Genomic DNA, 25034 nt, shown 5'->3' with positions numbered 1-25034 from the left:
AGAAACACCAATAACATGAAAACACTTTCATTCTTAACATTAGTATGTTGTGGGCTTTTCTTGAATGCACAGGAAATTATAAAACTGCCCAACAGTGAAACACCCCCCGTAACTTGGGAAACCGCAGAAAACGAATACTTTTCAAACATCTGGAATACCCAAGTCGTCACCAATGTATCGGAACCCACCATGCAGGTTTTTCGACCCAAAGATGAAATCAATACCGGGACTTCAGTAATTGTAGCGCCTGGGGGTGGATTGTTTGCCCTAAGCATCAACAGTGAGGGTAATGACGTGGCCAAATGGTTGAATGAAAAAGGCATCACCGCTTTTGTATTGAAATATCGGTTGGTACCCACTGGACAAGATGCAGTGGCAGAAATCGAGAACGATGCTTCCAAAGAACCCGAAAAATTTATGGAACGGGTTACCACGGTGCTTCCCTATTCCATAAAAGATGGACTCAACGCCGTAAAACACGTTCGCGAAAATGCAGATACCTATGGAATCAATCCGAATAAAATAGGATTTATGGGTTTCTCAGCAGGCGGAGCTGTAACGGTTGGTGTGGGCTACAACTATACCGAGGAAAGTAAACCCAATTTTTTGGTGCCTGTGTACTATTGGTCCAGTGTGGTTCCTTTGGAAAAACCCAAGGAAGATGCCCCACCCATGTTCTTGGTCTGTGCTTCGGATGATCCTTTGGGATTGGCACCGGGAACCATAGCCCTGTATTCTTCATGGCTTGAAGCTGGAAAAACGGTGGCCCTGCACATGTACAGCAAGGGCGGACATGGGTTTGGAATGCGAAAACAAGGGTTACCGTCCGATTCGTGGATAGAGCGTTTTTATGACTGGAGCAAAACACAAGATTTGGTCAGTGACTATTAATCCCTATCACAAAAAACACGTCGGCATGAAAAAATTACTCATACTCCTCTTATTTCTACCTTATTTCGGAATTACCCAAGCTCCCAATCGTTTTGACGACGAGGTCTTGGAGATCCAAAAAAAGAACGATTCCGTTTGGGATGCTTCAAAGCCCACATTGGTGTTCACAGGCAGTTCCAGTATTCGAATGTGGAAAGATCTACAGGAAAGGTTTCCTGACCAACAGATATTAAATACTGGATTCGGTGGTTCCCAATTCTCGGACCTGGAATTGTATTTGGATGAATTAATCCTCAACTACAACCCAGTCAAAGTCTTTATTTATGAAGGGGACAATGATGTCAGTGCCAAAGTCAGGCTCAGGACCATTGTGGATACCTCGGAGCGCATATTGAGTGTTCTTCAACAAAAAAAACAGGGAATGGAGATTGTGCTGATTTCCCCCAAACCCAGCATTTCTAGATGGAAATTGAGAGGAAAGTACAGACGGTTAAACCGAAAACTGAGTCGACTTGCAAAAAAAACCGATGGGGTTGATTTTATTGATGTGTGGTACCCCATGCTCGACAAACGAAAAGTAAAACAGGACATTTTCATTGAAGATGGCCTACATATGAATACCAAAGGCTACGATATCTGGTACGAGGTATTGAAAAACCATGTCAATTAACTAATCAAGAAAACTGTGATCACAAGAACCTTACTGCTCCTTTCCGTTATTGTTTGCATAGCGGCTTGCCAACCCGAAAAAAAAGAAATCCTATTCCCCAAAACGGACCTAGCAACGGTTCCGCTGATTCCAAAACCCGTAAAAACCGTGGCCACCCACAGTGCCTTCGGATTGGATTCCAATACCGTCATTTACACCACAACACAGGACCCTGCGTTTGAGAAAGTGGGACAATTTCTTTCGGAAAAAATAAAAGGGAAACTAGGGTTGGACCTTGCAGTAAATGCTTCGGATTCCGAAAAATTGGAGCGGTTGATCTATATCAATCAATTGGATAGTACGGATTTGGAAACTCCAGAGTCCTATCAATTGTACATTAAAAAAGATTCCATTTTTGTCAATGCCAAAACCGCTGCCGGAGCGTTCCGTGGCATCCAAACGTTGCGACAGCTTATCCCGGAAAAAAGTAATGATACGCTTACGGACCACCCACTTTGGTTGATTCCAACCGGTAAAATTGTGGATGCTCCAAAATTTGAATATCGTGGTGCTATGCTGGATGTAGCTCGTCATTTTTTTACTGTTGAGGAGGTGAAAAAGTACATCGATATTCTGGCCTATTATAAGTACAACAGTATTCATTTGCACTTATCTGACGACCAAGGATGGCGTATTGAGATAAAGTCGTGGCCCAAGCTCACTGAGGTTGGTGCCAAAACCGAAGTTGGCGGTGGTGAAGGCGGATTTTATACCCAAGATGAGTATAAGGAATTAGTCCAATATGCTGCAGATAGGCACATGACCCTGATTCCTGAAATTGATATGCCCGGCCATACCAATGCCGCTTCCCTGAGCTATCCGTTTCTCAATGGAAATGGGAAACCACTAAAACCTTACACGGGAACTCGGGTTGGCTTTAGCACTTTTGACGCGAGAAAGGACACTGTCTATAGCTTTTTGGATGATGTTATTGGTGAAATCACAGCCATTACACCTGGTCCTTACTTTCATGCAGGTGGAGACGAAACCCATGCCACCAAAAAGAGCGATTACATCTATTTCGTAGAAAAAGTGGAAGAGCTTGTCCAAAAGCATGGTAAAAAAATGATTGGATGGAACGAGATTGCCCAAGCCAAATTGGATCCATCTTCTGTGGCACAACTTTGGAACGAATCGCATAGTGCCATAAAAGCCGCTGAAAATGGATTGAAAGTGATTCTTTCCCCATCCGAGCGGACTTATGTGGATATGAAATACGATTCCATTTCTGAATATGGACTCACATGGGCAGGGTTTATTCCAGTTGATGTGGCCTATAATTGGAATCCCGAAACTTATGTGGAAGGGTTACCGCGGGAAAGCATCTTAGGCGTTGAGGCTCCTTTGTGGTCAGAGACCATCAGCAATAGCTCGGAATTGGAATATCTGGCCTTTCCACGCGTCATCGGAATTGCAGAATTGGGTTGGTCCCCAGCTGAGCATTGCAATTGGGACGATTACAAGCAGCGCTTGGCCCAACAGGTTCCGTACTTAAATCAAATGGAAATAAACTATTATCCAAGTCCTTTGGTAGACTGGAAGGAAGAATAATTATTCTTCTTCTGCAGAGGCCACGGAAGTAGTTTCTTCCTCAGTATCCTCTTCTGTAACAAAGTCTGAAATATTGTTATCGATGAGGATGTTGTACCATTGGATGATTTTCTTAATATCGCTGCCATACACACGGTCTTCATCATAGTTGGGCAGAATTTCGAAGAAATATTCCTCCAATTCAATTTTTTCGGCCTTGTGGCTGATGCTGGTTTTTTTGCCGTCCTCTTTTTCCTTTATCTTTTGGAAAACTTCACGAAGGGGCACTTCTTCCTCCAAGGTGTAGATGGCTATTTCGGAAAGGACACTGACATTACTTCTCATCCCAACGGTAACTCGTTTTCCATCCAAAAGGGATTCCCCAACAAAACCACTTCTTGTCTGGGTCAATAATTTGTAAAGTCCGGGCTTACCGCCAATTGATAAAATTTTGTCCAATGCCATTCAAAATAATTTTATGGGCGCAAAAATATAGTATTCTCGGAAACGCCAATTTTTTTAACGTCCTTTTTTGATATTGGGGAACCGCATTTTGTAGTCCACTGCGATTTTCCCTTTTGAAATTTTCTCCAGCCTGCTCTTCAGTAAGCGTTTTTTTAAAGAAGAAAGTTTATCCGTGAACAAAACACCTTGAATGTGGTCATATTCATGTTGAATGACCCTTGCCAATAAGCCATCATAGGTTTCGGTATGGGGTTCAAAGTTTTCATCCAAGTAAGTAATGGTAATCTCTGGTTTTCTTTTCACATCCTCACGAATATCTGGAATACTCAAACAACCTTCGTTAAAATCCCATGCGGTTCCTACTTCCTCTTCAATTTTAGCATTGATGAAAACCTTTTTAAAACCCTTTAACGCTTCCTGGTCTTCCTTGCTCAACTCCTCATCATCCGAAAAAGGGGTGGTGTCCACCAAAAACAAACGAATGGGTAATCCCACTTGGGGAGCGGCCAATCCCACTCCATGGGCATTGTACATGGTCTCCCACATATTGGTGATCAATTCGTCCAATTTTGGATATTCTGAAGTAATATCCTTTGCCATTTTTCGTAAAACGGGGTCCCCGTATGCAATAATGGGTAAAATCATAAACTACATTCTGTTAAGATATGCCTGCAAAATGAGCGTGGCACTTATTTCATCTACCAAGCTTTTATCTCGGCGTTTTTTCTTTTTCACTCCACCGTCTAACATGGACTGGAATGCCATTTTGGAAGTGAACCTTTCGTCTTGGCGCTCCACAGGTATTTTGGGAAACCTCCCTGCCAGTTTTTTTAAAAAAGGTTGAATCAATGCTTCGGATTCCGAGGGTGTATTGTCCATTTGTTTGGGTAATCCCACCACAATTCGTTCCACGGATTCCTTTTCAAAATAATCTACAAGAAAGGGAATCAAGTTCTTGGTTTCAACCGTGGTCAATCCAGAAGCAATCAATTGCAGTTCATCAGTTACTGCAATTCCAGTTCTTACCTTTCCATAATCCAACGCCAAGATTCTAGCCAAACCAAAATTTTTGGCAAAAATAACCTTAAAAATGTTATGCCCTTAAAATAAGCCCCATTATTCTGACAAGGGGACTATCTTTGTCCAAATTTTAAGAAAAATGACAGATTTACGGGGACTTATTGAAAAAGCCTGGGACAACAGGGAATTGTTAAAAGAAGAAAAGACGCAAACAGCCATAAGAGAAGTAATTGATTTAATTGATAGGGGCGAATTGCGTTGCGCAGAACCCACTGCAGATGGATGGCAAATCAATGAGTGGGTGAAAAAGGGCGTGGTGCTGTATTTCCCCATACAGAAAATGGAAGTATTGGAAGCTGGCATTTTTGAGTATCACGATAAAATTCCGTTGAAAAAAGGATATCAAGAGAAAGGGGTTCGTGTAGTTCCACATGCCGTTGCCCGGCATGGTGCCTATATTTCCAAAGGAACCATTCTTATGCCCAGCTATGTGAATATTGGCGCTTATGTAGACGAGGGTTCCATGGTGGACACCTGGGCTACCGTAGGTAGTTGTGCCCAAATTGGCAAAAATGTCCACTTGAGCGGAGGTGTTGGTATAGGTGGTGTTCTAGAGCCCTTGCAAGCTGCACCAGTCATTATTGAAGATAATGCTTTCATTGGTTCACGTTGTATTGTGGTTGAAGGTGTACGGGTGGAGAAAGAAGCCGTTTTGGGTGCCAACGTGGTCTTGACGGCCTCTACCAAAATCATTGATGTCACCGGAGATAAGCCGGTAGAATTAAAAGGTAGAGTTCCGGCCAGGTCTGTGGTCATTCCTGGAAGCTATACCAAAAAGTTCGCCGCAGGGAAATATCAAGTGCCCTGTGCCTTGATCATTGGAAAACGCAAGGAAAGTACGGACAAGAAAACCTCTTTAAACAATGCTTTAAGGGAACATGATGTTGCCGTATAAGCCTATTGTTTAGAAGTTTACCAATAGTCTTTTTAAAATCCATTCGCATTTACTGGTTTTTGGTCGATTTTTTTCATCAAAAAAAGCAACCAATCTTAGTCATACTACTCTATTCAGTGGAACAACGTCCTTTATTTTTTCAATTTTAACATGAAAAAAGTAGGGATTTGACATTTTTGATTGTTGTAAGAAAAATAAGCGGCTAAACAATTTTTGCCCTGTTTTTTTGTTATAGTTTTGTAAAACCAAACCGCGTACCCAATAAATTATGGCTGGATTGAGCACCCCAAAGCAAAAAATATCAGCACTCATTATCACCTACAATGAAATGGGTTACATTGAAAAATGTATAGATTCTGTTTCATTTGCAGATGAGATCATCGTTGTTGACTCCTACAGTAAGGATGGCACTTATGAGTATTTAATGAATCATCCCAAGGTAAAAGTGATTCAAAATCCTTTTGAGAATTTTACGGCCCAAAAGTCCTTCACGTTAAAGCAAGCTTCAAACGATTGGATTCTATTTTTGGATGCTGATGAGGTGGTGAGCAAAGCGCTGCAAATGGAAATTGTGGAGACCATCAACAATCCAAATGCCTGCGAAGCCTATTGGTTCTACCGCAAATTCATGTTCAAAAATAGCACCTTGAATTTTAGTGGTTGGCAAACAGATAAGAACCACCGACTTTTTAGGAAAAGTAAAGCCCAATTTACAGATAGGAAGATTGTTCATGAAACTTTGGAAGTGGACGGTAAATCTTGCATTCTTAAAGAAAAGCTTACCCATTATTGCTATAAAAACTACGAGGATTATAAGGGTAAAATGCTCCGATATGGCCAACTCAAGGCCAAAGAAGATTTCTACAAGGAAAAGCATTTTAATTACGTATTGATGTTGATAAAGCCTTTGTGGAAATTTTTCAACCACTATATTTTAAGACTTGGCATTTTAGATGGCAAAAAAGGAGTTACCATTTGTTATTTGAATGCGTTGGGCGTTTTGGAACGATACAGAGAGCTGAAGCGCTTGGAAAAGAAAAATGAGCTTGCTTATTATTTGGTAATGCCATAGTGGGTCCAGACCACTTTACCAGACCTAGTCTCCTTTCTGATAGCCTGATTTTTTGCAATGGATTCTGGGGTTTTGTATCCTCTTTTATGGTCTAAATGCACACAGACAGCACTGTAGCGCAATTGTTTCGATTTAATTCCAAAATTGAACAAACGTTCACCCAACTCCCGATCCTGACCGCCATACTGCATCCGCTCATCAAAACCGTTTACATTTAAAATGTCCTTTTTCCAACCTGAGGAATTATGACCGTTCCAACTCGCATTGGTAGGGGTAAATGTGTTTAATAACTTGGATATAAACCCGCTGGCGGTAAGTTTGTTGTTCTTAAAGGTCTTTGGAACCCCTTTTTCCTTGAGCCAATGGATGTTAAAGCAATTCTGCTTTTCAATATCTTCCAAAGTGATCAATTTGGAAATATTCATAGGGAGCATGTAGTACCCGCCAGAAATAAAGTAGCCCTGTTCCTTATTGATATAGTGTACCTCCACAAAATCCTCCCGGGGAATACAATCCCCATCGGTCATGATAATGTACTCCGCATTGCAGGCTTCCACAGCCTTATTGAGAATTCTTGATTTTTGAAAACCGTCATCCTCCTGCCATACGTGAACTATAGGGTAAAACACCTCTTTGGACATTTTCTCCAACAGCTCCTTGGTCTTGGGTCCAGACCCGTCATCTGCGACTACAACCTCAAAATCCCTGAATATCTGACAATTAAATCCCCATAGCACCTTCTTCAACCATTCCTCGGCATTGTAGGTACTAATAATTACAGATATCTTGGGTGTTTCCCGTTCGTTCTGGTTCATCTTGGCAAAAATAGAAATATTAAATGTTATCGCATATCCTTATTTTAGCTTATCCAAAATTCTATAATGAAGGTCAAAGAAATTCCGGTTTCACTATTCAATCAAGCGCGACTTACTTGGCAATCACAAAAAAAACTGGAGAGCGGCAAAGAAGTCATCCCTGTTATCGTCTCTTTGGCCTCCATCCCATCTCGGCTAGGAATTGTTCATATTACCATACGGAGCGTCCTCGACCAAACTGTGCTGCCCGAAAAAATAATCCTATGGCTCCATCAGGATTTGGAGAAACGTATTCCCAAAAAACTCTCCGAATTGACAGGAGATCGGTTTTCCATCAAGTTTACCAGCTATTCCAGTTCACACAGAAAACTGGTGGAGCCTCTTCAAATATTCCCCAACATGGTAATCATTACCTGTGACGACGATATGATATATCGCAAAAATTGGCTGTCAAATTTGTACAGGGCCCATTTAGACACCCCTAATTGTATCATCGGAAATCAAACCCGATGTATCAGCTATGATGCTAAAAATAAATTGCTTCCCTACAAAAACTGGAGCTCTGGAACCAATTCATGTCCCAACCCCCACACCGTGCTTCCCATAGGCGCTGGAGGAACCCTTTACCCACCAAATGTGTTGGATAATAGAGTTTTGGACCAAGAACTTTTTCTAAAATTAACTCCAAAAGCAGACGACCTATGGTTTAAAGCTATGGGTTTATTGAAAGGAACGCTATCTATAAAATCCAAATACCACACAAAAGAACCAATTCCTATTTGGGGATCGCAAAAGGTCTCCTTGAAAAAATCCAATATTGAAGGAGACAAAAATAGAACCCAGTGGCAGGCCCTTACCGATTATTTTAAACTTAAATTTTAGCCCTTGACCGAAGAAATCAACCATTGCATTAAAGAATTAAAGGCCGGAAACCTAATCCTCTACCCTACCGATACGGTTTGGGGTATTGGCTGTGATGCCACCAACCCAGAGGCAGTTAAAAAAGTGTATGCCCTTAAAAAACGGGAAGATACCAAGGCACTCATCTGTTTGGTAGCGCACCAAGCCATGCTGGAGCGCCACGTAAAAGAAGTGCCCGAAATGGCTTACGACATCATGGATTTAGCCACCAAACCCACCACCATTGTTTTTGATGCACCTAAGGACGTGGCCCAAAATCTAATTGCTGAAGACAATACGCTGGCCATTCGGGTGGCATCGGACAAATTCTGTCAATACCTCATCAATAAATTTGGAAAACCCATTGTATCCACATCAGCGAACATTTCAGGAGAACCGACCCCAAAAAGGTTCAAGGATATCAGTCCCGAAATTTTAAAAGGAGTGGACTATGTGGTAAATTTGCAGGATGAAAAACAAGACCCTTCCCCATCTTCCATCATTAAATTGAGTAATGACGGACAGGTGAAGGTAATTCGGGAATAAATGACGGAGGAGTTCCACAAAAATGCCATTCAAGACCCTATTTTTCAGCTCATTGGCCAAACCGCCGATGAATTGGGGGTAGATGTCTATGTGATTGGTGGATTTGTTCGCGACTATTTCTTAAAAAGAGGAACCCCGAAAGATATTGATGTGGTAGCTGTAGGCAGCGGTATTCAATTGGCCAAAAAAGTAGCTTCCAAACTAAAAGGCAAACCAGAAGTTGCCATTTTCAAGAATTTTGGTACCGCCATGATCAAACACCAAGGTCTGGAACTTGAATTTGTGGGTGCTCGAAAGGAAAGCTACCATCGTGATAGCCGAAAACCTGTTGTGGAGGACGGTACGCTGGAAGACGACCAAAACCGGCGGGATTTTACCATCAATGCCATGGCTTTGTCTTTGAACAGTGCCAATTTCGGACAACTTTTGGACCCTTTCGGTGGTTTGGATGATTTGGACAAGAAAATAATACGCACGCCTTTAGAGCCCGGCATCACCTATTCCGATGACCCGCTGCGTATGATGCGAGCCATCCGTTTTGCTACGCAACTGCATTTTACCATTGAGCTGAAGTCGCTCCAAGCCATTACTGAAAACAAAAACCGCATCAAAATCATTTCCAAGGAGCGTATCGTGGATGAACTCCATAAAATTTTGATGAGTTCCAAACCCTCTATAGGTTTTAAGTTAATGCACCAAACCGGGTTGTTGCCCCTTATTCTTCCCGAATTGACTGCACTACAAGGCATTGAAGAGGTAGAAGGACAACGCCATAAAGACAATTTTTGGCATACGCTGGAAGTAGTCGACAATATTTCGGAAACCACGGACAACCTTTGGCTGCGTTGGGCGGCGTTGTTACACGATATCGGCAAGGCACCAACAAAAAAATTCCATAAAAAAATCGGTTGGACCTTTCATGGACATGAGTTCGTGGGATCAAAAATGGTATACAAACTTTTTAAACGCATGCGGATGCCACTGAATGACAAGATGAAGTTCGTTCAGAAAATGGTGTTGATGAGTTCCCGACCCATCATTTTGGCCGAAGAACATGTCACCGATTCCGCGGTACGGCGATTGGTCTTTGATGCCGGGGATTATGTCGATGACCTTATGACCTTATGCGAGGCCGACATCACTACCAAAAATCCAAGGAAACAGCGAAAATACAAGAATAACTTTCAGTTGGTACGTCAAAAAATAGTAGAGGTTGAAGAACGTGACCATATCCGAAATTTTCAACCCCCGGTTTCTGGTGAGGAAATCATGCAGACGTTCAATCTTCAGCCTTCCAAGGAAATCGGAATCATAAAAGATGCCATCAAGGAAGCTATTCTGGAAGGTGAAATCCCCAATGAATATGAAGCCGCCTATCAATTTATGTTGGAAAAAGGCAAACAACTGAATCTAAAAGTCCATTCAGAATGAAAAAGAACAAATATGTGGTGTACTGGTTATTGACCGGCTGTGTGCTTATTTTCATTATGGTTTTGGTAGGTGGAATCACGCGACTCACGCATTCGGGACTTTCTATTTCAGATTACAAACTGATTCAGGGCACCTTGCCCCCCATGAACGAACAAGCTTGGGAGGAAGCTTTTGAACTCTACAAGCAATATCCCGAATATCAAAAACTAAATTCCCATTTTGACTTAGAGGATTTTAAAGAGATTTATTTCTGGGAATGGTTACACCGGGTCATCGGACGATTTATTGGAATTGTCTTTATCCTGCCCTTCCTCTACTTTCTTTTTACCAAAAAATTGGACAGGCCTACCATCAAAAAATGTTTGGCGCTGCTTTTTTTAGGCGGATTTCAAGGTTTTTTGGGCTGGTACATGGTAAAAAGTGGACTGGTAGACCGCCCAGATGTATCCCACTTTCGGTTGGCGGCACATTTAACCACTGCATTTATCACGTTTGCATATAGTCTTTGGGTTGCGCTAGACCTTATCTATCCAACCCAAAAAGAAATTAAGAAGCCTATTCGAAACTTGATTCGCATCACCTATGCGCTTCTGCTGCTCCAAATTATCTGGGGTGCTTTTGTCGCTGGGCTGGATGCTGGCTTTATCCATAACCACTGGCCACTGATGAGCGAGGGAAAATTGATTCACGAAACGGTGTATATTGAGCAACAGCCCGTCATCAAGAACTTTTTTGAGGGAAAAAGTGGTGTACAGTTCGTTCATAGGTATATGGCCTATATCGTCGTAGGTTTCATCGCTCTAATTTGGGTACGATCACGAAAAATTCAGCGGACTCCCCTACAGGAAAAAGGATTGCAATCCTTGGTTTTTTTGGTATTTCTCCAATTTGTATTGGGTGTATTGACCATAATTTACGCCGTTCCACTATGGTTGGGTGTAGCCCATCAAATAGGGGCATTTTTCTTGTTGGCTGCTATGACGTTTACCCTTCATCGATTCTCCAAATAAGATTGAATTGTCGTAAATTTGTGCCCACTCTAAAATTTGATGGATGATTTACAAAATCAGGATTATTCTTGATGCTGAGGAAGATATCTTTAGGGATGTTGAAATTGAGGATAACAGTACCTTGGAAGAATTTCATAATGCCATAACCCAAGCCTTTGGCTTTGAAGGTTCTGAGATGGCGTCCTTCTATACGTGCGACGAAGAATGGAACCAAGATGAAGAAATTGCGTTGTTTGATATGAGCGACAATGGTTCTGATATCCGATTGATGAACGAAACCATTTTGGATGATGTATTGACCGAGGACAATCCCAAAATGATATATGTGTATGATTTTTTCAGCATGTGGACCTTTTTTGTGGAATTGGCCGATATTGTTGAAAAAGAGGATGGGCGACCCTATCCCAATGTGCTGTTCAGCTTTGGTGAATTGCCTGATTCTCCGCCGGAGAAAAACTTCGAATCCAAGCCGTCTACCGAATTTGATGATGATTATCTAGACAGTTATGACGACATGGATTTTGACGAAAACTGGAATTAAAAACCCTTTACCCATAACCATTTACCTTTTATCCATTACCGAAAACCATTCACCTTTTACCCTAAACCCTTTACCCTTATGCTGAATTTATACAACGCCCAAATAGAACGGATTTCACTTCACCGTGCAGGCAACAAGAGCAAGAACGAAGCAGCATTTATATCCGCGGAGCCTTTTACATTAAATGATGAAATGGCCGGATTGCTAAAGGAATATTTTTTTAAGCCTTTCCGAGAGAAAGAAGAGAACTATTATAAGTTTTACAATGATGTGGATTTGGAGTTCAATGAAATCTACAATGCCGTTTCGGAGATTTTTTTAGACAACTCAAAGACACATGAGATTTCCAAAAAAATAACCACCCACCTATTTGAACAATCCAACCACCCGCACATTAAAAGCGGAGAGGTGTACGTAGTGCATTTTTCGGATATGGTCATGGATAACCAAAAATTGGATGCCGTTGGGATTTTTAAGAGCGAGTTGAAACACGATTTTCTTCAATTCAAGGAAAAAGAACAAAATTTGGAGATTTTGATTCGACAAGGGATCAACATCAATAAATTGGATAAAGGTTGCATCGTTTTCAATACTCAAAAAGAGGAGGGCTACAAAGTGTTGTCGGTGGACAGCAATCGCTACGATGCCAAGTATTGGTTAGAGAATTTTTTAGGGTTGATTCCATTAACCGATGAGAACTTTTATACCAAAAACTATCTGAAGTTCTGTCAAAATTTTGCCAAGGACGTGGTGCTCCCAGCTGAGGACAAGCAACAAGAAGTACTCTTTATGAACCGGGCGGTTAACCACTTTGCCAAAAATGACAATTTTGAAGAAACCTCTTTTTTAAATGAGGTCATGGAAAACCCAGAATTGATTCCCGAGTTTAAACACTACAAAGTTGAAAAAGGGCCAAAATATAGCATTGAGGACGTTTCCAACTTTGACATTGCCAATAAAGCGGTTTCCGATGCTCGGAAGAAAATCAAGAATGTCATCAACCTTGATACCAACATCCAAATAAAATTGGATTTCATCAACCCCGATTCTGCTCAAAAATTTGTGGAAAAGGGTTGGGACGAGGAACGGCAGATGTATTACTATTTAGTGTATTTCAACAAGGAACAGAAGAGCTAGCTCAATTATCAATGGACAATACACAATTGTACTAGTCGACAACTTTGATCACTAAGAAATGTCATTGTTCATTACACATTGATAATTGAACATTGATTAAAACTTCTTTTCAATTATCTGCTTCATACTTACATCCTCGTAATTTCGTTTCACAAAATCGAGGGCCGTGGCCAACACTTGGCCCATGTTCTCGCATTTTTTGAATTCCATATCGTGGGTGAATTCCTGTAGTTCCGTTTTCAGGCGCTCTACATTTTCGTGGACCGATATTTCATCAACCTTAACGCTATTAATCAAGCGTTTTATTCGATTTCCCGAACTGATGATTCGCTTTGCCACAATGGAACGCTCTTCAATCTTATATTGATCCACCGAATATTCCTGAAGCTTATTGGTGACCAACTCCACCATTTTAATATTTTCCTTGAAGAACTGCGGCAAATATACCTTGAACTTGCCCTCATAGCATTGCTGGTCAAAGTCTATGGCCCTGATGCGGTATACAACGTGGTCAAAATCATGGACCGGAACAATCACGTAGTTGTACGAGCGCATATCCCCCAACAAACGAATCATGCAACGCTCGTTGAACTTTACAAACTCCTTGGCCAATTGTGCCTTTTCGGACTCTGAACACTTTGGCAAAACATCCTTGATGAACATATCCCCAGGGATTCCAGCAATGTGTTCTTCAATTAGCGTGTCCTTATAGACCAAAAAGTTAAGATTATAGGGAGACAGCATGTGCTCCAACTCTAAACCATAAATACGGGAGGCATCGGTTTTTTTTACATAGAAATAGGTGTAATTGTCATTCAAAATGTTCCTCACCTTAATGCGGAAGGGTTGGGAGTTCCCAAACGTGCAAAAATCAACGGCATCTACGTTAAGATATTCCACAATACGATTACTTCCATCAGAATGCAAAATGGAATAGACCTGTTTCAAGCTCATGTCGATTTCCTTTCGGTCAGAGTCCGAATAATACACCCTCACCCAAAGCGTATCCTCCCCATCATTGTCATAAACAACCACCGACCCGGCAAAACGTAGCAAGTCCTCGTAAAAAATAGGAATCTCTATTTTTCGGTTGTATCGCTCCAAGTACGCATCCAATTTTTTTTGGACCGGATAGGCCGGTTTTTTCTTGGACATCAATTTTTCCTCAGTCATTTTTCTTCAAGATTCAAGATATTGGACATAAGACGCTAGATAATGGAAACTGGACACCAGAAGGACTTCTGACTTCTGACTTCTGACTTCTGACTTCTGACTTCTGACTTCTGACTTCTGACTTCTGACTTCTGACTTTAAAATTTCCACATTTAACTTCTTCAGTCAATATTTTTGCTTTATTGTAACAAATTCCATAATACCTCGTCAAGTTACTATAAACAAATCAAAAAACGATTCCATCTTGGAAACTATACTGACCGTAAACCATCTTACCAAAAAGTTTGGATACCTCACTGCCGTAAAAGACCTTTCATTTACCATTGAAAAGGGAAATGTTTATGGCATTCTGGGGCCAAATGGGAGTGGTAAATCAACTACTTTGGGCATTATTTTAAATGTTGTCAACCGCACTTCTGGGGATTTTAGCTGGTTTGATGGCAATACATCCACCCACGAAGCTCTGAAAAAAGTTGGGGCCATTATAGAGCGCCCTAATTTCTACCCGTACATGACGGCCATTCAAAACCTGAAGCTGGTCTGTAAGATCAAGGAAGTTCCAGAGACGCGTATTCAGGAAAAATTGGAACTGGTCGGGTTGTGGGACCGAAGAAATAGTAAGTTCAAGACCTATTCTCTTGGAATGAAGCAACGTTTGGCCATTGCCTCTGCCCTACTCAACGACCCAGAAATCCTAATTCTTGATGAACCTACCAACGGGTTAGATCCCCAGGGCATCCACCAGATTCGGGAAATCATCAAAAAAATTGCGAATCAGGGCACCACTATACTTTTAGCATCCCATTTATTGGACGAGGTTGAAAAAGTATGTTCCCATGTTGTCATCCTTCGGAAAGGTGAAAAATTATATTCAGGCCCAGTGGATAGTATGATGGCCAGTCATGGTTTTTTTGAACTTCGCACAGCGGATATGGACCAACTAAAGGCCCTTTTGGAAAAAAGCGCCAGTTTCGGAAAAATAGAAAGCTTCAACGGAACAATCACCGCCTATTTAAAAGAAGAGATGGATGCCGAAGAACTGAACAAACTATTGTTTGAAAAAGGCATTGTCCTCTCCCATCTGGTCAAACGAAAAGAAAGTCTGGAAGAACAATTTTTAACTCTGACCAAAAACAACTAATCAAAAAAGCGAATGGTACGTCTACTTCAAATAGAATTCATAAAACTTTGGAACAACAGGGCCAGTAAGATTTTAATCACCTCTTATTTTGTACTGCTCACCTCAATTGCACTAATTGCGGCAATCAAGTTCGATATTGGACCAGTACAGTTCCACTTGGCCGATCAAGGTATTTTTAATTTTCCGTACATCTGGCATTTCAACACCTTTGTCACCGCAATTTTTAAATTGTTTTTGGCCATTGTCATCGTTTCCATGATGTCCAACGAATATAGCAACAAGACCATTAAACAAAACTTGATTGATGGATTGTCCAAGAAAGAATTTATACTATCCAAGGTACTGACCGTCATTTCGTTTGCATTGGTTTCCACTGTTTTTGTCTTTGTGGTCTCCATGATTTTAGGCTTGGTATATTCAGATTACAATGAACTGTCCATCATCTTTTCAGACCTTGAGTTTTTACTGGCCTTTTTTGTGAAATTGGTAGGTTTCTTCTCTTTCTGTCTCTTTTTGGGAATTTTTGTAAAGAGGTCCGCTTTTGCCCTAGGGTTTCTAATTCTTTGGACCATTTTGGAACAAGTTGTCTTTGGATTGTTGGGGTGGAAAGTAATGAGCTGGCCTGCCGCAAAAAGAGTGAAGGACTTCTTCCCATTGGAATCCATGATGAATTTGATTAAAGAACCTTTTACCCGACTTTCCGCTGTACAGAATATTGGAGACCAAATTGGGGAAAATATGCGTTTTGACTACCACACCTACTGGTACGAGTTTTTGATCGTCATCTTTTGGACGGCAGTTTTTATCTACTTGTCCTACGCATTATTGAAAAAGCGCGATTTGTAGTATATTGAAGGGATTTAATCATCCCAAGTGTTAAAAAAATTGCTCCTTTTTGTTGTAATCTCCATCTCCTTTTGGGGAAAAGCACAACAATGTCCAGATTTATTGGCTCCCACCAATGGCGCCACTAATGTAGCCGTCGATACCGCAATTTCATGGGAAGCCGTGGATGGAGTGCCTGCCTATATTATTGATTTAGGCACATACCCCGGGGGAGATGACATACTTTCAAATCAAAATGTGAGTAATCTAGCTACCTATCAACCTCCTAAAGGGCTACCTGAAAATACTGAGATTTTTGTTACAATAACATTATTTTTTTTTAATCAATCCGATATTGTCTGTAACAGTCAAAGCTTTATCACTGAGACATTGACAAGTGCACCCGCGTGCACCCAAATGACCTTTCCAACGGACATGGCAATTGATGTAAATCCAGCTTCAACAATTTCTTGGGAATATACCTATGGCGCAATAGGCTATTTTGTAAGTTTGGGTACAATGTCAGGCGGAACAGACATTGTTAACAATTTCGATGTTGGGAACAATCTCAGCTTCAACCCACCGGGAGACCTTCCATCAGAACAGACCATCCACGTTACCATAACCCCATATAACAATATTGGTGTGGCTTTAGGCTGTGCATCGGAAAGCTTTACAACGAGTGAAGTCTCGCCTTTACCCAGTTGCACCAATATGATCTATCCGCAAAATGGTGAAATCAATGTGCCTTTGTCCCCAGTGTTGGAATGGAATGCGGTTTCTGGGGCAACAGGGTATCGAATTACCATTGGATCAACACCCAACAGTTCAGATATATTGAACAATGCCACCTTTTTTACCAATTCCACGCCCGTACTTAATTTTGTCCCTAACCAGACATTTTTCATCACCATAGTTCCCTTCAATGATGCAGGTCCCGCACAGGTGTGCACTCAAGAAAGTTTTTCCACACTATTGGGTTGTGGCCCCTATTTAGATTTGGCTTCAGGGGAGTTTGTGACCTTAAATCCCGGAATTGATTTTCCCGAAACGCTGTCCTTTTGTGAAAACGAATCCCCCTTGATTATCACTTCTGATGATAGTGCCGATGGCTATCGATGGTACCAAATTGACCAATTCGATAATGAAACAGTTATTTCCCAAACGCAAGAAGTCTCCATTCAAGAGAACGGAAGGTATCGCTATGAAGCCTACAATCTGGTATCCCAATCGGGGAACATCATCGAATGCCCATCAACACAAGAGTTTACCGTTGTTTCGTCCGAAGCTCCCGTCATCACGCGATTAAGAGTAGCTGGCAACGGTATTGACCAATTGCAAATTACCGTAGAAGTTTCGGGCGATGGAGAATATGAATATGCTGTGGACAATCGGGATGGACCGTATTCTGACAACAACACCTTTAGCAATCTGGAGCCTGGCACCCACACCTTTTACGTTCGGGATAAAAGTGGTTGTGGCATTGTGGAAGAAAGATTTGTACAGGATTTGACGTTGGAAGGTTTTCCTAAATTTTTCACTCCAAATGGGGACAACATCAATGATTTTTGGCAATTCATACAGCCACCCAATGGAGAATTTGTAGTGCTGCAAAGCATTCGAATATTTAATCGGTATGGCCATTTCCTAAAGGAAATATCCCAAAATTCACAAGGCTGGGATGGCAATTTCCAAGGACGACCTCTTCCTGCAGGGGATTATTGGTTTCATGCTGTGGATGAATCAAACCGGGAAATCAAAGGTCATTTTTCGCTAAAGCGATAATCTTTTCCCCTTTGCTTTAATTTGGCACTTCCCTTTACTATTTTTATCAGATGAAATTTCAGGTAGTATCAAAGTTCCAACCTACTGGCGACCAGCCACAGGCCATCAAACAATTGGTGGAGGGCATTGAAGCAGGCGATCGGCACCAGACCCTTCTGGGCGTGACGGGTTCTGGAAAAACATTTACAGTGGCCAATGTGGTGGAATCCGTGCAACGACCAACCTTGGTTCTGGCGCACAACAAAACGTTGGCTGCCCAATTATATTCCGAGTTCAAACAGTTTTTTCCGAAAAACGCCGTGGAATACTTTGTATCCTACTACGATTACTACCAACCAGAAGCCTACATTCCCTCCAGCGGATTATATATTGAAAAAGACCTTTCCATCAATGAGGATATTGAAAAATTACGGTTGAGTGCTACCTCTTCCCTACTTTCTGGGCGAAGGGATGTGCTGGTGGTGGCCTCAGTTTCTTGCTTGTACGGTATTGGAAATCCGGTCGAGTTTCAAAAGAATGTGATTTCCATTCACAGAGATCAGGTTATTTCCCGAACAAAATTCCTGAAACAACTCGTACAAAGTCTGTATTCCAGAACCACTGCGGATTTTAGGAATGGAAACTTTAGGGTAAAGGGAGATGTTGTGGATGTGTTCCCAGGCTATGCCGATCACGCATTCCGAATTCATTTTTTTGGGGATGAAATTGAGGAAATTGAGGCGTTGGACCCTTTCAACAATAAAGTCATCGAAATTTATGACTCGTTGAACATCTACCCAGCGAATATGTTTGTGACCTCTCCTGATGTGCTTCAAAACGCCATTCGAGAGATTCAAGATGATTTGGTCAAGCAAATAGACTATTTTAAAGAGATAGGTCGACCACTGGAAGCCAAACGATTGGAAGAGCGCACCAATTTTGATTTGGAAATGATTCGCGAATTGGGTTACTGCTCTGGAATTGAAAACTATTCCCGCTATTTGGATGGTCGGGAACCCGGAACACGCCCGTTTTGTTTGCTGGATTATTTCCCAGATGATTATTTAATGGTGATTGATGAAAGTCACGTTACCATTCCGCAAGTGCATGCCATGTACGGTGGCGACCGTTCCCGAAAGGAAAATTTGGTGGAATATGGCTTCCGGTTACCGGCAGCCATGGACAACCGACCTTTAAAGTTTGAGGAATTTGAAGCCCTTCAAAACCAAGCCATTTATGTAAGTGCCACTCCGGCAGATTATGAATTGGAATTGAGTCAAGGCGTGTACGTGGAGCAGGTGATACGGCCTACTGGATTGTTGGACCCTGTAATTGAGGTACGTCCGAGTGCCAACCAGATTGATGATTTGGTAGAGGAAATTCAACAACGGGTTGAGCTGGATGAACGAACGCTCGTGACTACCTTGACGAAACGGATGGCGGAGGAACTCGCCAAGTATTTGGCCCGAATCGATGTTCGTTGCCGCTACATTCACAGTGATGTAGATACCTTGGAGCGTGTTGAAATTATGCAGGATTTACGTAAAGGTCTTTTTGATGTTTTAATCGGAGTCAATTTATTACGCGAAGGTTTGGATTTACCCGAAGTTTCCCTAGTTGCTATTTTGGATGCTGATAAAGAAGGCTTTTTACGAAGTAACCGCTCCTTGACCCAGACCGTGGGTAGAGCTGCACGTAACCTAAACGGTAAAGCCATCATGTATGCGGATACCATTACGGAAAGCATGCAAAAGACCATTGATGAGACGAACTACAGGAGGGAAAAACAGTTGGCCTACAATACAGAAAACAATATTACTCCAAAGGCACTGAATAAAAGTTTGGATAGTGCACTGGCAAAAAACTCCGTATCCACCTATCACTTTCAAAAAGAGGAATTGCGGGCCGCTGAACCTGATTTGGAATACCTGACCGAAGATCAACGCGAAAAATTGATTCGAGAAAAGCGCAAGGCAATGGAAAAAGCAGCCAAGGAACTTAACTTTATGGAAGCTGCCAAGCTACGTGATGAAATAAAACAACTTCAAGAACAGGATTAAAAAGAAAGCGCGCTCCTACATTGCTGAAGGAGCGCGCAAACAAACTAACCAACTAACTAATCAACCCTACCTGCCATCAGACAGGCATCATGAAACACCTAAAATGGTGTGCTCTTTAATTTTTTATCCGATTGAAATCAATCGTTTTGGTTTTGGCAATGCCTCTTGTTTTTTTGGCAAGGTCAATTTCAATATTCCATCCTCATATTTCGCATCGATTTTGGAACCGTCAACGGTTTCAGGCAATGTAAAAGCTCTTTTAAATGAAGAATACGAAAATTCCTTTCGGGTGTAATTCTCTTTGGTTTCTTCATTCTCAGATTTAATCTCACTGGAAATAGTCAATACATCGTTGTCAACTTCAACGGTGAAATCATCCTTCTTCATGCCAGGAACAGCAAGTTCCAATTCAAAACCTTTCTCATTGTCCTTAATGTTTACAGCGGGAACGGAGGTGTTCCACTTTTCGGTTCCACCGAACCAATCAGGTCCCATAAAATCATTCATTACTGATGGAAAAAACAGGCTATTTCTTTTTACTAAACTCATGGTATTATATGTTTTAAGATTAAACTTCTAAATCACCATACCATAGACAAATCATGTACCAACACAAAAATCATGTCGATATGTCATTGTTTTAACAGAAAATTATGTCAAAATGACATTAGTTGTAATGCGCCTTGAAGATATTGATGAGCACATCGGGCGGTATGACATTGTTCGGATACTTATGCATGACCTGTAAAACCTGACTTATGGCCGCGGGTGGCAGTCCCATTCTAAGTCCAATGTTGTAGAGCGTATCCACTTCCTTTTTGTGCTGTTCCCGGTCGACATTCATTAAGAGCAGTAATCGGTGAAACTGCACAATACGCTCGGCTTGGGATTTTAATACTACTTTGGGAGATTTTTCTTTTAAAAGACCTTCAAAAGTTTCCTTGTCCACTCCCAAGTTTGAAGCAACCTTAAGTAAAAAACCATATTCCGATTCCTTGAGGGAATGGTCCACCCTGGCAAAGGCTATCATTTCAGAAAGGATGCTCAATTTTTCCTCGTAGGTGCCCATGGGTTAGGTTTTGGTGTAACTTCTGTATAGATAACTCCAAAACACCTCTTTTTAGTACATCAGGAATGGTTGAATTTTGTTGCGTTGCCCGAACACGCTGTTTTTCCTGTTCGCAAATAAAAAAGGGCGACATATTTATGTCGCCCTTTATAAGTCTGTATATAAGTTTTATCAGTTCAATACTTCTTTTACTTTATCAGCCGCTTCTTGGAATTGAACGGCAGAATGTACCGCCAATCCAGAATTGTCTATGATTTCCTTGGCCAACTCGGCATTAGTACCTTGAAGTCGGACTATGATAGGCACCTTAATGGCATCACCCATGTTCTTGTAGGCATCTACAACACCTTGCGCCACACGGTCGCAACGCACGATACCTCCAAAAATGTTGATCAATATTGCTTTTACGTTAGGATCTTTCAGAATAATACGAAAGGCTTCCTCCACCCTTTTGGCGTCTGCAGTACCTCCAACGTCCAAGAAGTTGGCTGGTTCACCACCGGCCATTTTGATCAAATCCATGGTGGCCATGGCCAATCCGGCACCGTTAACCATACAACCTACATTTCCATCCAAATCCACATAGTTCAGTCCGACCTCACGTGCTTCAACCTCGATGGGGTTTTCTTCACGAAGGTCGCGCATTTCAGCGTAGGTCTTTCTACGGTAAAGCGCATTATCATCAATGGAAACTTTGGCATCCACGGCCATAATCTTATCGTCTGAAGTCTTTAAAACCGGATTGATTTCAAAAAGACTGGCATCACTTTCCTCATAAGCTTTGTATAGAGCAGAGACAAATTTCACCATTTCTTTAAATGCAGTTCCAGACAATCCCAAATTGAAAGCAATACGTCTCGCTTGGAAAGGCAAAAGCCCAGTCCCAGGGTCAATTTCTTCGGTAAAAATCAGATGAGGCGTCTTTTCCGCAACCTCCTCAATGTCCATCCCGCCTTCGGTGGAGTACATTACCATATTTCTTCCCGTAGCTCTATTCAGTAGTACGGACATATAAAATTCATTGGTTTCACTGTCGCCAGGATAATACACATCCTCAGCCACCAAAACTTGATGTACCTTTTTACCTTCCGCAGAGGTTTGAGGGGTAATTAGGTTCATCCCAATAATGTTCCCTGCCAACTCTTCAACTTCCTTCAAGTTTTTGGCCAACTTAACACCACCACCTTTACCACGGCCACCAGCATGTACCTGAGCCTTTATTACGTGCCAACCGGTTCCGGTTTCTTGTGTCAGTTGTTTTGCGGCATCAACCGCTTCTTTTGCATTTCGGGCTACGATTCCTCGTTGTATCCTAACCCCAAAGCTGGCCAAAATTTCTTTTCCTTGATATTCGTGAAGATTCATCTGTGAATTAACTTTTGTTTGCCGACAAAAATAGAAAACCCCATTGACAAATTCTAGGTGAAAGGGGATTAATTAGCTCTAAGGTATGCACTTGAAAGAAAGGTGGTATAATTTGTAACAAATCGGATGCTACATTTTAAAATCCTCAAAGTCCAGAGGATCAAAATTCTTGAAGTGGCCGTTCATTTCAATGACCGCCTTGGTCCGATTCACCTGACTCAACAGCGATGTTGTGGAGTCTAAATGCTCTTTTATGTACAACAAACGGTCTTTTTCGTGGGGAATTTGAAGCAATTCGTATTCCTGCTCAAAAGAAAGCCCCATTTTGTGGGCCAAGGAATAACTATTAAACTGCTTTGGAGAGGTTTTCGTGAAAGGAACATCCATCAAGTCGTACAATACCTCAACTTTCTGCAATACCTCTTCTCGGAGGTCTTCATCCGCATCATTCTCAACATCCAAGAACTCCACTTCTCCTCCAGAATACAATTTACCCTCCATTTGATGCTCAAAAGACAACACCTTAAATACCTGTCTTCCCACGCAGACCACATCCATCTCTCCATTTTTGTAGGTATTCACAACCTCCACCAACTGCACTTCGGTTCCATATGACATGGCATTGTTGATGAACACCGGAATCCCAAAAGTAAGGGCCTCTTTCCTACAATCAGAAATTAACTGCTTGTAACGCTCCTCAAAAATATGCAAGGGCACTGTTTCACCTGGATAAAAAACCGATTGCAAGGGAAATAAAGGTAATTTCATTGTTGAAGTTTGCCTAAATGTACAATCCCAAATGCAAAGCCGCAAGTACCTTTGTTTTTAATTGTTATTTCTGAAACAATTTGTTATAAATAAATGAATTTGTTTTTTATTCTTGTAGAACCCGCGTACATCCTTTAGATTTGCGCGAAAGACTAAACGCAATGAACTCCAAAGACCTGTTAAAACTAACGGAGCAATTTGAAGCTCCGCTTTACGTATATGATGCCGACAAAATTGCTTCACAATACCAAAGATTGACCAAAGCCTTTGAAGGGGTGCCCCAATTACGGTTGAATTATGCGGCCAAAGCACTCTCAAATATTAGCATTCTCAGGTTGATGAACCATCTGGGAAGTGGTTTGGACACGGTTTCCATTCAAGAAGTGAAACTGGGACTCATGGCAGGTTTTAAACCCGAATCCATTATTTACACGCCCAATGGAGTTTCTTTGGAAGAAATAGAGGAAGCTGCAGCCCTTGGTGTACAGGTGAATATTGACAACCTTTCCATTTTGGAGCAGTTTGGCAGCAAGCACCCTGATATTCCTGTTTGCATTCGCATTAATCCGCATGTGATGGCTGGAGGTAATTCCAAAATTTCGGTAGGACATATCGATTCCAAATTTGGAATCAGCATCCATCAAATTCCACATTTATTACGTATTGTGGAGTTGACCAATATGAACATCAATGGTATTCACATGCACACCGGAAGCGATATCTTGGACATTGATGTGTTCCTATACGCTTCTGAAATCTTGTTTGAAACCGCAAAAAACTTCAAGGATTTGGAATTCATTGACTTTGGAAGTGGATTCAAGGTTCCCTATAAAACAGGAGATATTGAGACCAACATAGAGGAATTGGGCAAAAAATTGACCACTCGTTTTAATCAGTTCTGCGAGGAATATGGGAAGAGTCTGACGTTGGCTTTTGAACCTGGTAAGTTTTTGGTCAGTGAAGCAGGACACTTTTTGGCCAAGGTAAATGTGGTAAAACAAACCACATCCACCGTGTTTGCGAGTATTGATTCCGGTTTCAACCATTTAATTCGGCCAATGCTTTACGGGGCCAGCCACGAGATTGTCAATATTTCAAACCCAGAGGGCAGGGAGCGCTATTATTCCGTGGTGGGGTATATCTGTGAGACCGATACTTTTGGCAGCAACCGTAGAATCAATGAAATTTCTGAAGGAGATATTCTTTGTTTTAGAAACGCTGGTGCGTATTGCTTTACCATGGCAAGTAATTATAACTCAAGATTTCGGCCTGCCGAGGTGCTTTGGTACAATGGCAAGGCCCATTTAATTAGAGAACGCGAAACTTTTGATGACATCCTAAGAAATCAGGTAGATGTAAAAGAGCTATTTGAAGCACCTAAAAAAGAAGCTGTGAAGTAGCATGGAAATCATTTCCCTTTTACTGTCCATAGTGTTTATTTTCCTGGCCGGACTTCATTTCTATTGGGCTGTTTTTGGGATCAAGGAACCGGAAGCGGTGTTGCCGACCAAAGTGGGCAGTTCCAAAGTAAAATCCCCAGGAAAACTAATGGCAGTCTTGGTGGGAATCATACTCTTATTTTTCGCCTTTGTCTTCATCAATAAAGTTCTTATCTATCTAGACAAGCCTTGGTTAAGCTATGTCCCAATGGTCATTGGAATCATTTTTATTTTACGGGCTTTTGGGGATTTTAAGTATATCGGCTTTTTCAAAACTGCGAAGAACAGCAAATTTTCAGCTTTGGACACGCGATATTACTCTCCACTCTGCCTACTATTGGGAACGCTTATCTTTATTTTGGAGTTTTTGGAGTAGATACTTTTCTGGCACAATTTTCGTTATTTTTG

26 protein-coding genes are annotated in these 25034 nt (G+C 41.5%); 17 read left to right on the top strand and 9 right to left on the bottom strand.

All coding sequences use genetic code 11. The features are described from left to right. The first annotated feature begins 15 nt into the window (after positions 1-15). Genes ACFOWS_RS05735 through ACFOWS_RS05725 form a run of 3 tightly spaced genes read left to right on the top strand, consistent with a single transcriptional unit; the run spans position 16 to position 3151 of the window. Positions 16-891, top strand: a complete 876-nt coding sequence (locus ACFOWS_RS05735) for an alpha/beta hydrolase (RefSeq protein ID WP_379762996.1) — start codon at positions 16-18, stop codon at positions 889-891. A 25-nt stretch (positions 892-916) separates the two neighbouring features. Continuing rightward, positions 917-1561 carry a GDSL-type esterase/lipase family protein gene (locus ACFOWS_RS05730; protein ID WP_379762995.1) on the top strand — a complete coding sequence of 215 codons (645 nt, stop codon included), beginning with the start codon at positions 917-919 and terminating at the stop codon, positions 1559-1561. A gap of 15 nt (positions 1562-1576) precedes the next feature. Beyond that, positions 1577-3151: a family 20 glycosylhydrolase gene (locus tag ACFOWS_RS05725; protein WP_379762994.1), complete on the top strand. Its 1575-nt coding sequence runs from the start codon at positions 1577-1579 to the stop codon at positions 3149-3151. Here the strand turns inward: ACFOWS_RS05725 and ACFOWS_RS05720 are convergent, their stop codons facing one another. The 3 genes from ACFOWS_RS05720 to ruvX are packed head-to-tail and all read right to left on the bottom strand — an operon-like array spanning position 3152 to position 4654. Continuing rightward, positions 3152-3595, bottom strand: coding sequence for a DUF5606 family protein (locus ACFOWS_RS05720; protein ID WP_379762993.1), 444 nt, complete (start codon positions 3593-3595; stop codon positions 3152-3154). 54 nt (positions 3596-3649) lie between these two features. Next, positions 3650-4240, bottom strand: coding sequence for a peptide deformylase (gene def / locus ACFOWS_RS05715; protein ID WP_379762991.1), 591 nt, complete (start codon positions 4238-4240; stop codon positions 3650-3652). Between the two features lie 3 nt (positions 4241-4243). Beyond that, positions 4244-4654 carry a Holliday junction resolvase RuvX gene (gene ruvX / locus ACFOWS_RS05710; protein ID WP_379762990.1) on the bottom strand — a complete coding sequence of 137 codons (411 nt, stop codon included), beginning with the start codon at positions 4652-4654 and terminating at the stop codon, positions 4244-4246. Between the two features lie 100 nt (positions 4655-4754). Between ruvX and ACFOWS_RS05705 the strand changes: the two genes are divergently transcribed. Together ACFOWS_RS05705 and ACFOWS_RS05700 are read left to right on the top strand one after the other, a co-directional pair. Then, positions 4755-5570 (top strand): 2,3,4,5-tetrahydropyridine-2,6-dicarboxylate N-succinyltransferase, encoded by an 816-nt coding sequence (locus ACFOWS_RS05705; protein ID WP_379762989.1) that lies wholly within the window; start codon positions 4755-4757, stop codon positions 5568-5570. Positions 5571-5838: 268 nt separating this feature from the next. After that, positions 5839-6642, top strand: a complete 804-nt coding sequence (locus tag ACFOWS_RS05700; protein ID WP_379762988.1) for a glycosyltransferase family 2 protein — start codon at positions 5839-5841, stop codon at positions 6640-6642. Here ACFOWS_RS05700 and ACFOWS_RS05695 read toward each other — a convergent pair. Then, positions 6624-7457, bottom strand: coding sequence for a glycosyltransferase family 2 protein (locus tag ACFOWS_RS05695; RefSeq protein ID WP_379762987.1), 834 nt, complete (start codon positions 7455-7457; stop codon positions 6624-6626). The genes ACFOWS_RS05700 and ACFOWS_RS05695 overlap by 19 nt on opposite strands. Positions 7458-7523: 66 nt before the next feature. On the opposite strand from ACFOWS_RS05695, the gene ACFOWS_RS05690 reads away from it, so the two are divergent. The 6 genes from ACFOWS_RS05690 to ACFOWS_RS05665 all read left to right on the top strand — a co-directional run bounded on the left by ACFOWS_RS05690 (position 7524) and on the right by ACFOWS_RS05665 (position 13022). Then, the gene (locus ACFOWS_RS05690; RefSeq protein WP_379762986.1) at positions 7524-8339 is read left to right on the top strand and encodes a zinc-binding alcohol dehydrogenase; all 816 of its coding nucleotides are present in this window, start codon (positions 7524-7526) and stop codon (positions 8337-8339) included. 3 nt (positions 8340-8342) lie between these two features. Then, the gene (locus ACFOWS_RS05685; RefSeq protein ID WP_379762985.1) at positions 8343-8903 is read left to right on the top strand and encodes an L-threonylcarbamoyladenylate synthase; all 561 of its coding nucleotides are present in this window, start codon (positions 8343-8345) and stop codon (positions 8901-8903) included. Next, positions 8904-10334, top strand: a complete 1431-nt coding sequence (locus ACFOWS_RS05680) for a CCA tRNA nucleotidyltransferase (RefSeq protein ID WP_379762984.1) — start codon at positions 8904-8906, stop codon at positions 10332-10334. After that, positions 10331-11344: a COX15/CtaA family protein gene (locus ACFOWS_RS05675; protein WP_379762982.1), complete on the top strand. Its 1014-nt coding sequence runs from the start codon at positions 10331-10333 to the stop codon at positions 11342-11344. Before ACFOWS_RS05680 ends, ACFOWS_RS05675 begins: the two co-directional genes overlap by 4 nt. A 43-nt stretch (positions 11345-11387) precedes the next feature. Then, complete coding sequence (locus ACFOWS_RS05670; RefSeq protein ID WP_366587753.1) at positions 11388-11885, top strand: IS1096 element passenger TnpR family protein; 498 nt, start codon at positions 11388-11390, stop codon at positions 11883-11885. A gap of 78 nt (positions 11886-11963) precedes the next feature. Continuing rightward, positions 11964-13022 (top strand): nucleoid-associated protein, encoded by a 1059-nt coding sequence (locus ACFOWS_RS05665; RefSeq protein WP_379762981.1) that lies wholly within the window; start codon positions 11964-11966, stop codon positions 13020-13022. A gap of 96 nt (positions 13023-13118) precedes the next feature. Here the strand turns inward: ACFOWS_RS05665 and ACFOWS_RS05660 are convergent, their stop codons facing one another. Beyond that, the gene (locus ACFOWS_RS05660; RefSeq protein WP_366587749.1) at positions 13119-14195 is read right to left on the bottom strand and encodes a hypothetical protein; all 1077 of its coding nucleotides are present in this window, start codon (positions 14193-14195) and stop codon (positions 13119-13121) included. A 244-nt stretch (positions 14196-14439) separates the two neighbouring features. On the opposite strand from ACFOWS_RS05660, the gene ACFOWS_RS05655 reads away from it, so the two are divergent. From ACFOWS_RS05655 to uvrB, 4 genes are read left to right on the top strand one after another with little or no spacing between them, the layout of a single operon-like run. Continuing rightward, positions 14440-15336 carry an ABC transporter ATP-binding protein gene (locus tag ACFOWS_RS05655; protein WP_379762980.1) on the top strand — a complete coding sequence of 299 codons (897 nt, stop codon included), beginning with the start codon at positions 14440-14442 and terminating at the stop codon, positions 15334-15336. 12 nt (positions 15337-15348) lie between these two features. Further along, a complete protein-coding gene (locus ACFOWS_RS05650) occupies positions 15349-16182 on the top strand; it encodes an ABC transporter permease (RefSeq protein WP_379762979.1) in 834 nt (277 codons plus the stop codon). Positions 16183-16209: 27 nt separating this feature from the next. Beyond that, positions 16210-17946: a T9SS type B sorting domain-containing protein gene (locus tag ACFOWS_RS05645; protein ID WP_379762977.1), complete on the top strand. Its 1737-nt coding sequence runs from the start codon at positions 16210-16212 to the stop codon at positions 17944-17946. A gap of 50 nt (positions 17947-17996) precedes the next feature. After that, positions 17997-19985, top strand: coding sequence for an excinuclease ABC subunit UvrB (uvrB, locus tag ACFOWS_RS05640; protein ID WP_379762976.1), 1989 nt, complete (start codon positions 17997-17999; stop codon positions 19983-19985). A 123-nt stretch (positions 19986-20108) separates the two neighbouring features. Here the strand turns inward: uvrB and ACFOWS_RS05635 are convergent, their stop codons facing one another. The 4 genes from ACFOWS_RS05635 to ACFOWS_RS05620 form a co-directional block, all read right to left on the bottom strand. Further along, positions 20109-20534, bottom strand: a complete 426-nt coding sequence (locus tag ACFOWS_RS05635) for an Hsp20/alpha crystallin family protein (protein ID WP_366587739.1) — start codon at positions 20532-20534, stop codon at positions 20109-20111. Between the two features lie 118 nt (positions 20535-20652). Continuing rightward, entirely contained in the window at positions 20653-21054 is a 402-nt protein-coding gene (locus ACFOWS_RS05630; RefSeq protein WP_366587737.1) for a TerB family tellurite resistance protein, read from the bottom strand. Positions 21055-21225: 171 nt separating this feature from the next. After that, positions 21226-22419 carry an ADP-forming succinate--CoA ligase subunit beta gene (gene sucC / locus ACFOWS_RS05625; protein WP_379762975.1) on the bottom strand — a complete coding sequence of 398 codons (1194 nt, stop codon included), beginning with the start codon at positions 22417-22419 and terminating at the stop codon, positions 21226-21228. A 129-nt stretch (positions 22420-22548) separates the two neighbouring features. Continuing rightward, entirely contained in the window at positions 22549-23187 is a 639-nt protein-coding gene (locus ACFOWS_RS05620; RefSeq protein ID WP_379762973.1) for an LON peptidase substrate-binding domain-containing protein, read from the bottom strand. Between the two features lie 161 nt (positions 23188-23348). On the opposite strand from ACFOWS_RS05620, the gene lysA reads away from it, so the two are divergent. Then, positions 23349-24587 carry a diaminopimelate decarboxylase gene (gene lysA, locus ACFOWS_RS05615; RefSeq protein WP_379762972.1) on the top strand — a complete coding sequence of 413 codons (1239 nt, stop codon included), beginning with the start codon at positions 23349-23351 and terminating at the stop codon, positions 24585-24587. Position 24588: 1 nt separating this feature from the next. Next, the gene (locus ACFOWS_RS05610) at positions 24589-25002 is read left to right on the top strand and encodes a DUF3995 domain-containing protein (protein ID WP_379762971.1); all 414 of its coding nucleotides are present in this window, start codon (positions 24589-24591) and stop codon (positions 25000-25002) included. Positions 25003-25034 lie beyond the last annotated feature (32 nt).

Origin of the sequence: Flagellimonas marina, assembly GCF_042651185.1 — a bacterium.
In the GTDB taxonomy this organism is placed as follows: Bacteria; Bacteroidota; Bacteroidia; order Flavobacteriales; family Flavobacteriaceae; genus Flagellimonas; species Flagellimonas marina.
This window is presented reverse-complemented; position numbering and strand designations above follow the sequence as displayed.

Excerpts from the sequence above, each read along its gene's own strand:
- ACFOWS_RS05620 (WP_379762973.1), bottom strand. The coding sequence starts at position 23,187 with ATGAAATTACCTTTATTTCCCTTGCAATCGGTTTTTTATCCAGGTGAA.
- ACFOWS_RS05670 (WP_366587753.1), top strand. The coding sequence starts at position 11,388 with ATGATTTACAAAATCAGGATTATTCTTGATGCTGAGGAAGATATCTTT.
- ACFOWS_RS05695 (WP_379762987.1), bottom strand. The coding sequence starts at position 7,457 with ATGAACCAGAACGAACGGGAAACACCCAAGATATCTGTAATTATTAGT.
- lysA (WP_379762972.1), top strand. The coding sequence starts at position 23,349 with ATGAACTCCAAAGACCTGTTAAAACTAACGGAGCAATTTGAAGCTCCG.
- ACFOWS_RS05630 (WP_366587737.1), bottom strand. The coding sequence starts at position 21,054 with ATGGGCACCTACGAGGAAAAATTGAGCATCCTTTCTGAAATGATAGCC.
- ACFOWS_RS05635 (WP_366587739.1), bottom strand. The coding sequence starts at position 20,534 with ATGAGTTTAGTAAAAAGAAATAGCCTGTTTTTTCCATCAGTAATGAAT.
- uvrB (WP_379762976.1), top strand. The coding sequence starts at position 17,997 with ATGAAATTTCAGGTAGTATCAAAGTTCCAACCTACTGGCGACCAGCCA.
- ACFOWS_RS05680 (WP_379762984.1), top strand. The coding sequence starts at position 8,904 with ATGACGGAGGAGTTCCACAAAAATGCCATTCAAGACCCTATTTTTCAG.
- ACFOWS_RS05735 (WP_379762996.1), top strand. The coding sequence starts at position 16 with ATGAAAACACTTTCATTCTTAACATTAGTATGTTGTGGGCTTTTCTTG.
- ACFOWS_RS05700 (WP_379762988.1), top strand. The coding sequence starts at position 5,839 with ATGGCTGGATTGAGCACCCCAAAGCAAAAAATATCAGCACTCATTATC.
- ACFOWS_RS05610 (WP_379762971.1), top strand. The coding sequence starts at position 24,589 with ATGGAAATCATTTCCCTTTTACTGTCCATAGTGTTTATTTTCCTGGCC.
- def (WP_379762991.1), bottom strand. The coding sequence starts at position 4,240 with ATGATTTTACCCATTATTGCATACGGGGACCCCGTTTTACGAAAAATG.
- ACFOWS_RS05660 (WP_366587749.1), bottom strand. The coding sequence starts at position 14,195 with ATGACTGAGGAAAAATTGATGTCCAAGAAAAAACCGGCCTATCCGGTC.
- ACFOWS_RS05650 (WP_379762979.1), top strand. The coding sequence starts at position 15,349 with ATGGTACGTCTACTTCAAATAGAATTCATAAAACTTTGGAACAACAGG.
- ACFOWS_RS05720 (WP_379762993.1), bottom strand. The coding sequence starts at position 3,595 with ATGGCATTGGACAAAATTTTATCAATTGGCGGTAAGCCCGGACTTTAC.
- ACFOWS_RS05705 (WP_379762989.1), top strand. The coding sequence starts at position 4,755 with ATGACAGATTTACGGGGACTTATTGAAAAAGCCTGGGACAACAGGGAA.
- ACFOWS_RS05665 (WP_379762981.1), top strand. The coding sequence starts at position 11,964 with ATGCTGAATTTATACAACGCCCAAATAGAACGGATTTCACTTCACCGT.
- ACFOWS_RS05675 (WP_379762982.1), top strand. The coding sequence starts at position 10,331 with ATGAAAAAGAACAAATATGTGGTGTACTGGTTATTGACCGGCTGTGTG.
- ACFOWS_RS05690 (WP_379762986.1), top strand. The coding sequence starts at position 7,524 with ATGAAGGTCAAAGAAATTCCGGTTTCACTATTCAATCAAGCGCGACTT.
- ACFOWS_RS05730 (WP_379762995.1), top strand. The coding sequence starts at position 917 with ATGAAAAAATTACTCATACTCCTCTTATTTCTACCTTATTTCGGAATT.
- sucC (WP_379762975.1), bottom strand. The coding sequence starts at position 22,419 with ATGAATCTTCACGAATATCAAGGAAAAGAAATTTTGGCCAGCTTTGGG.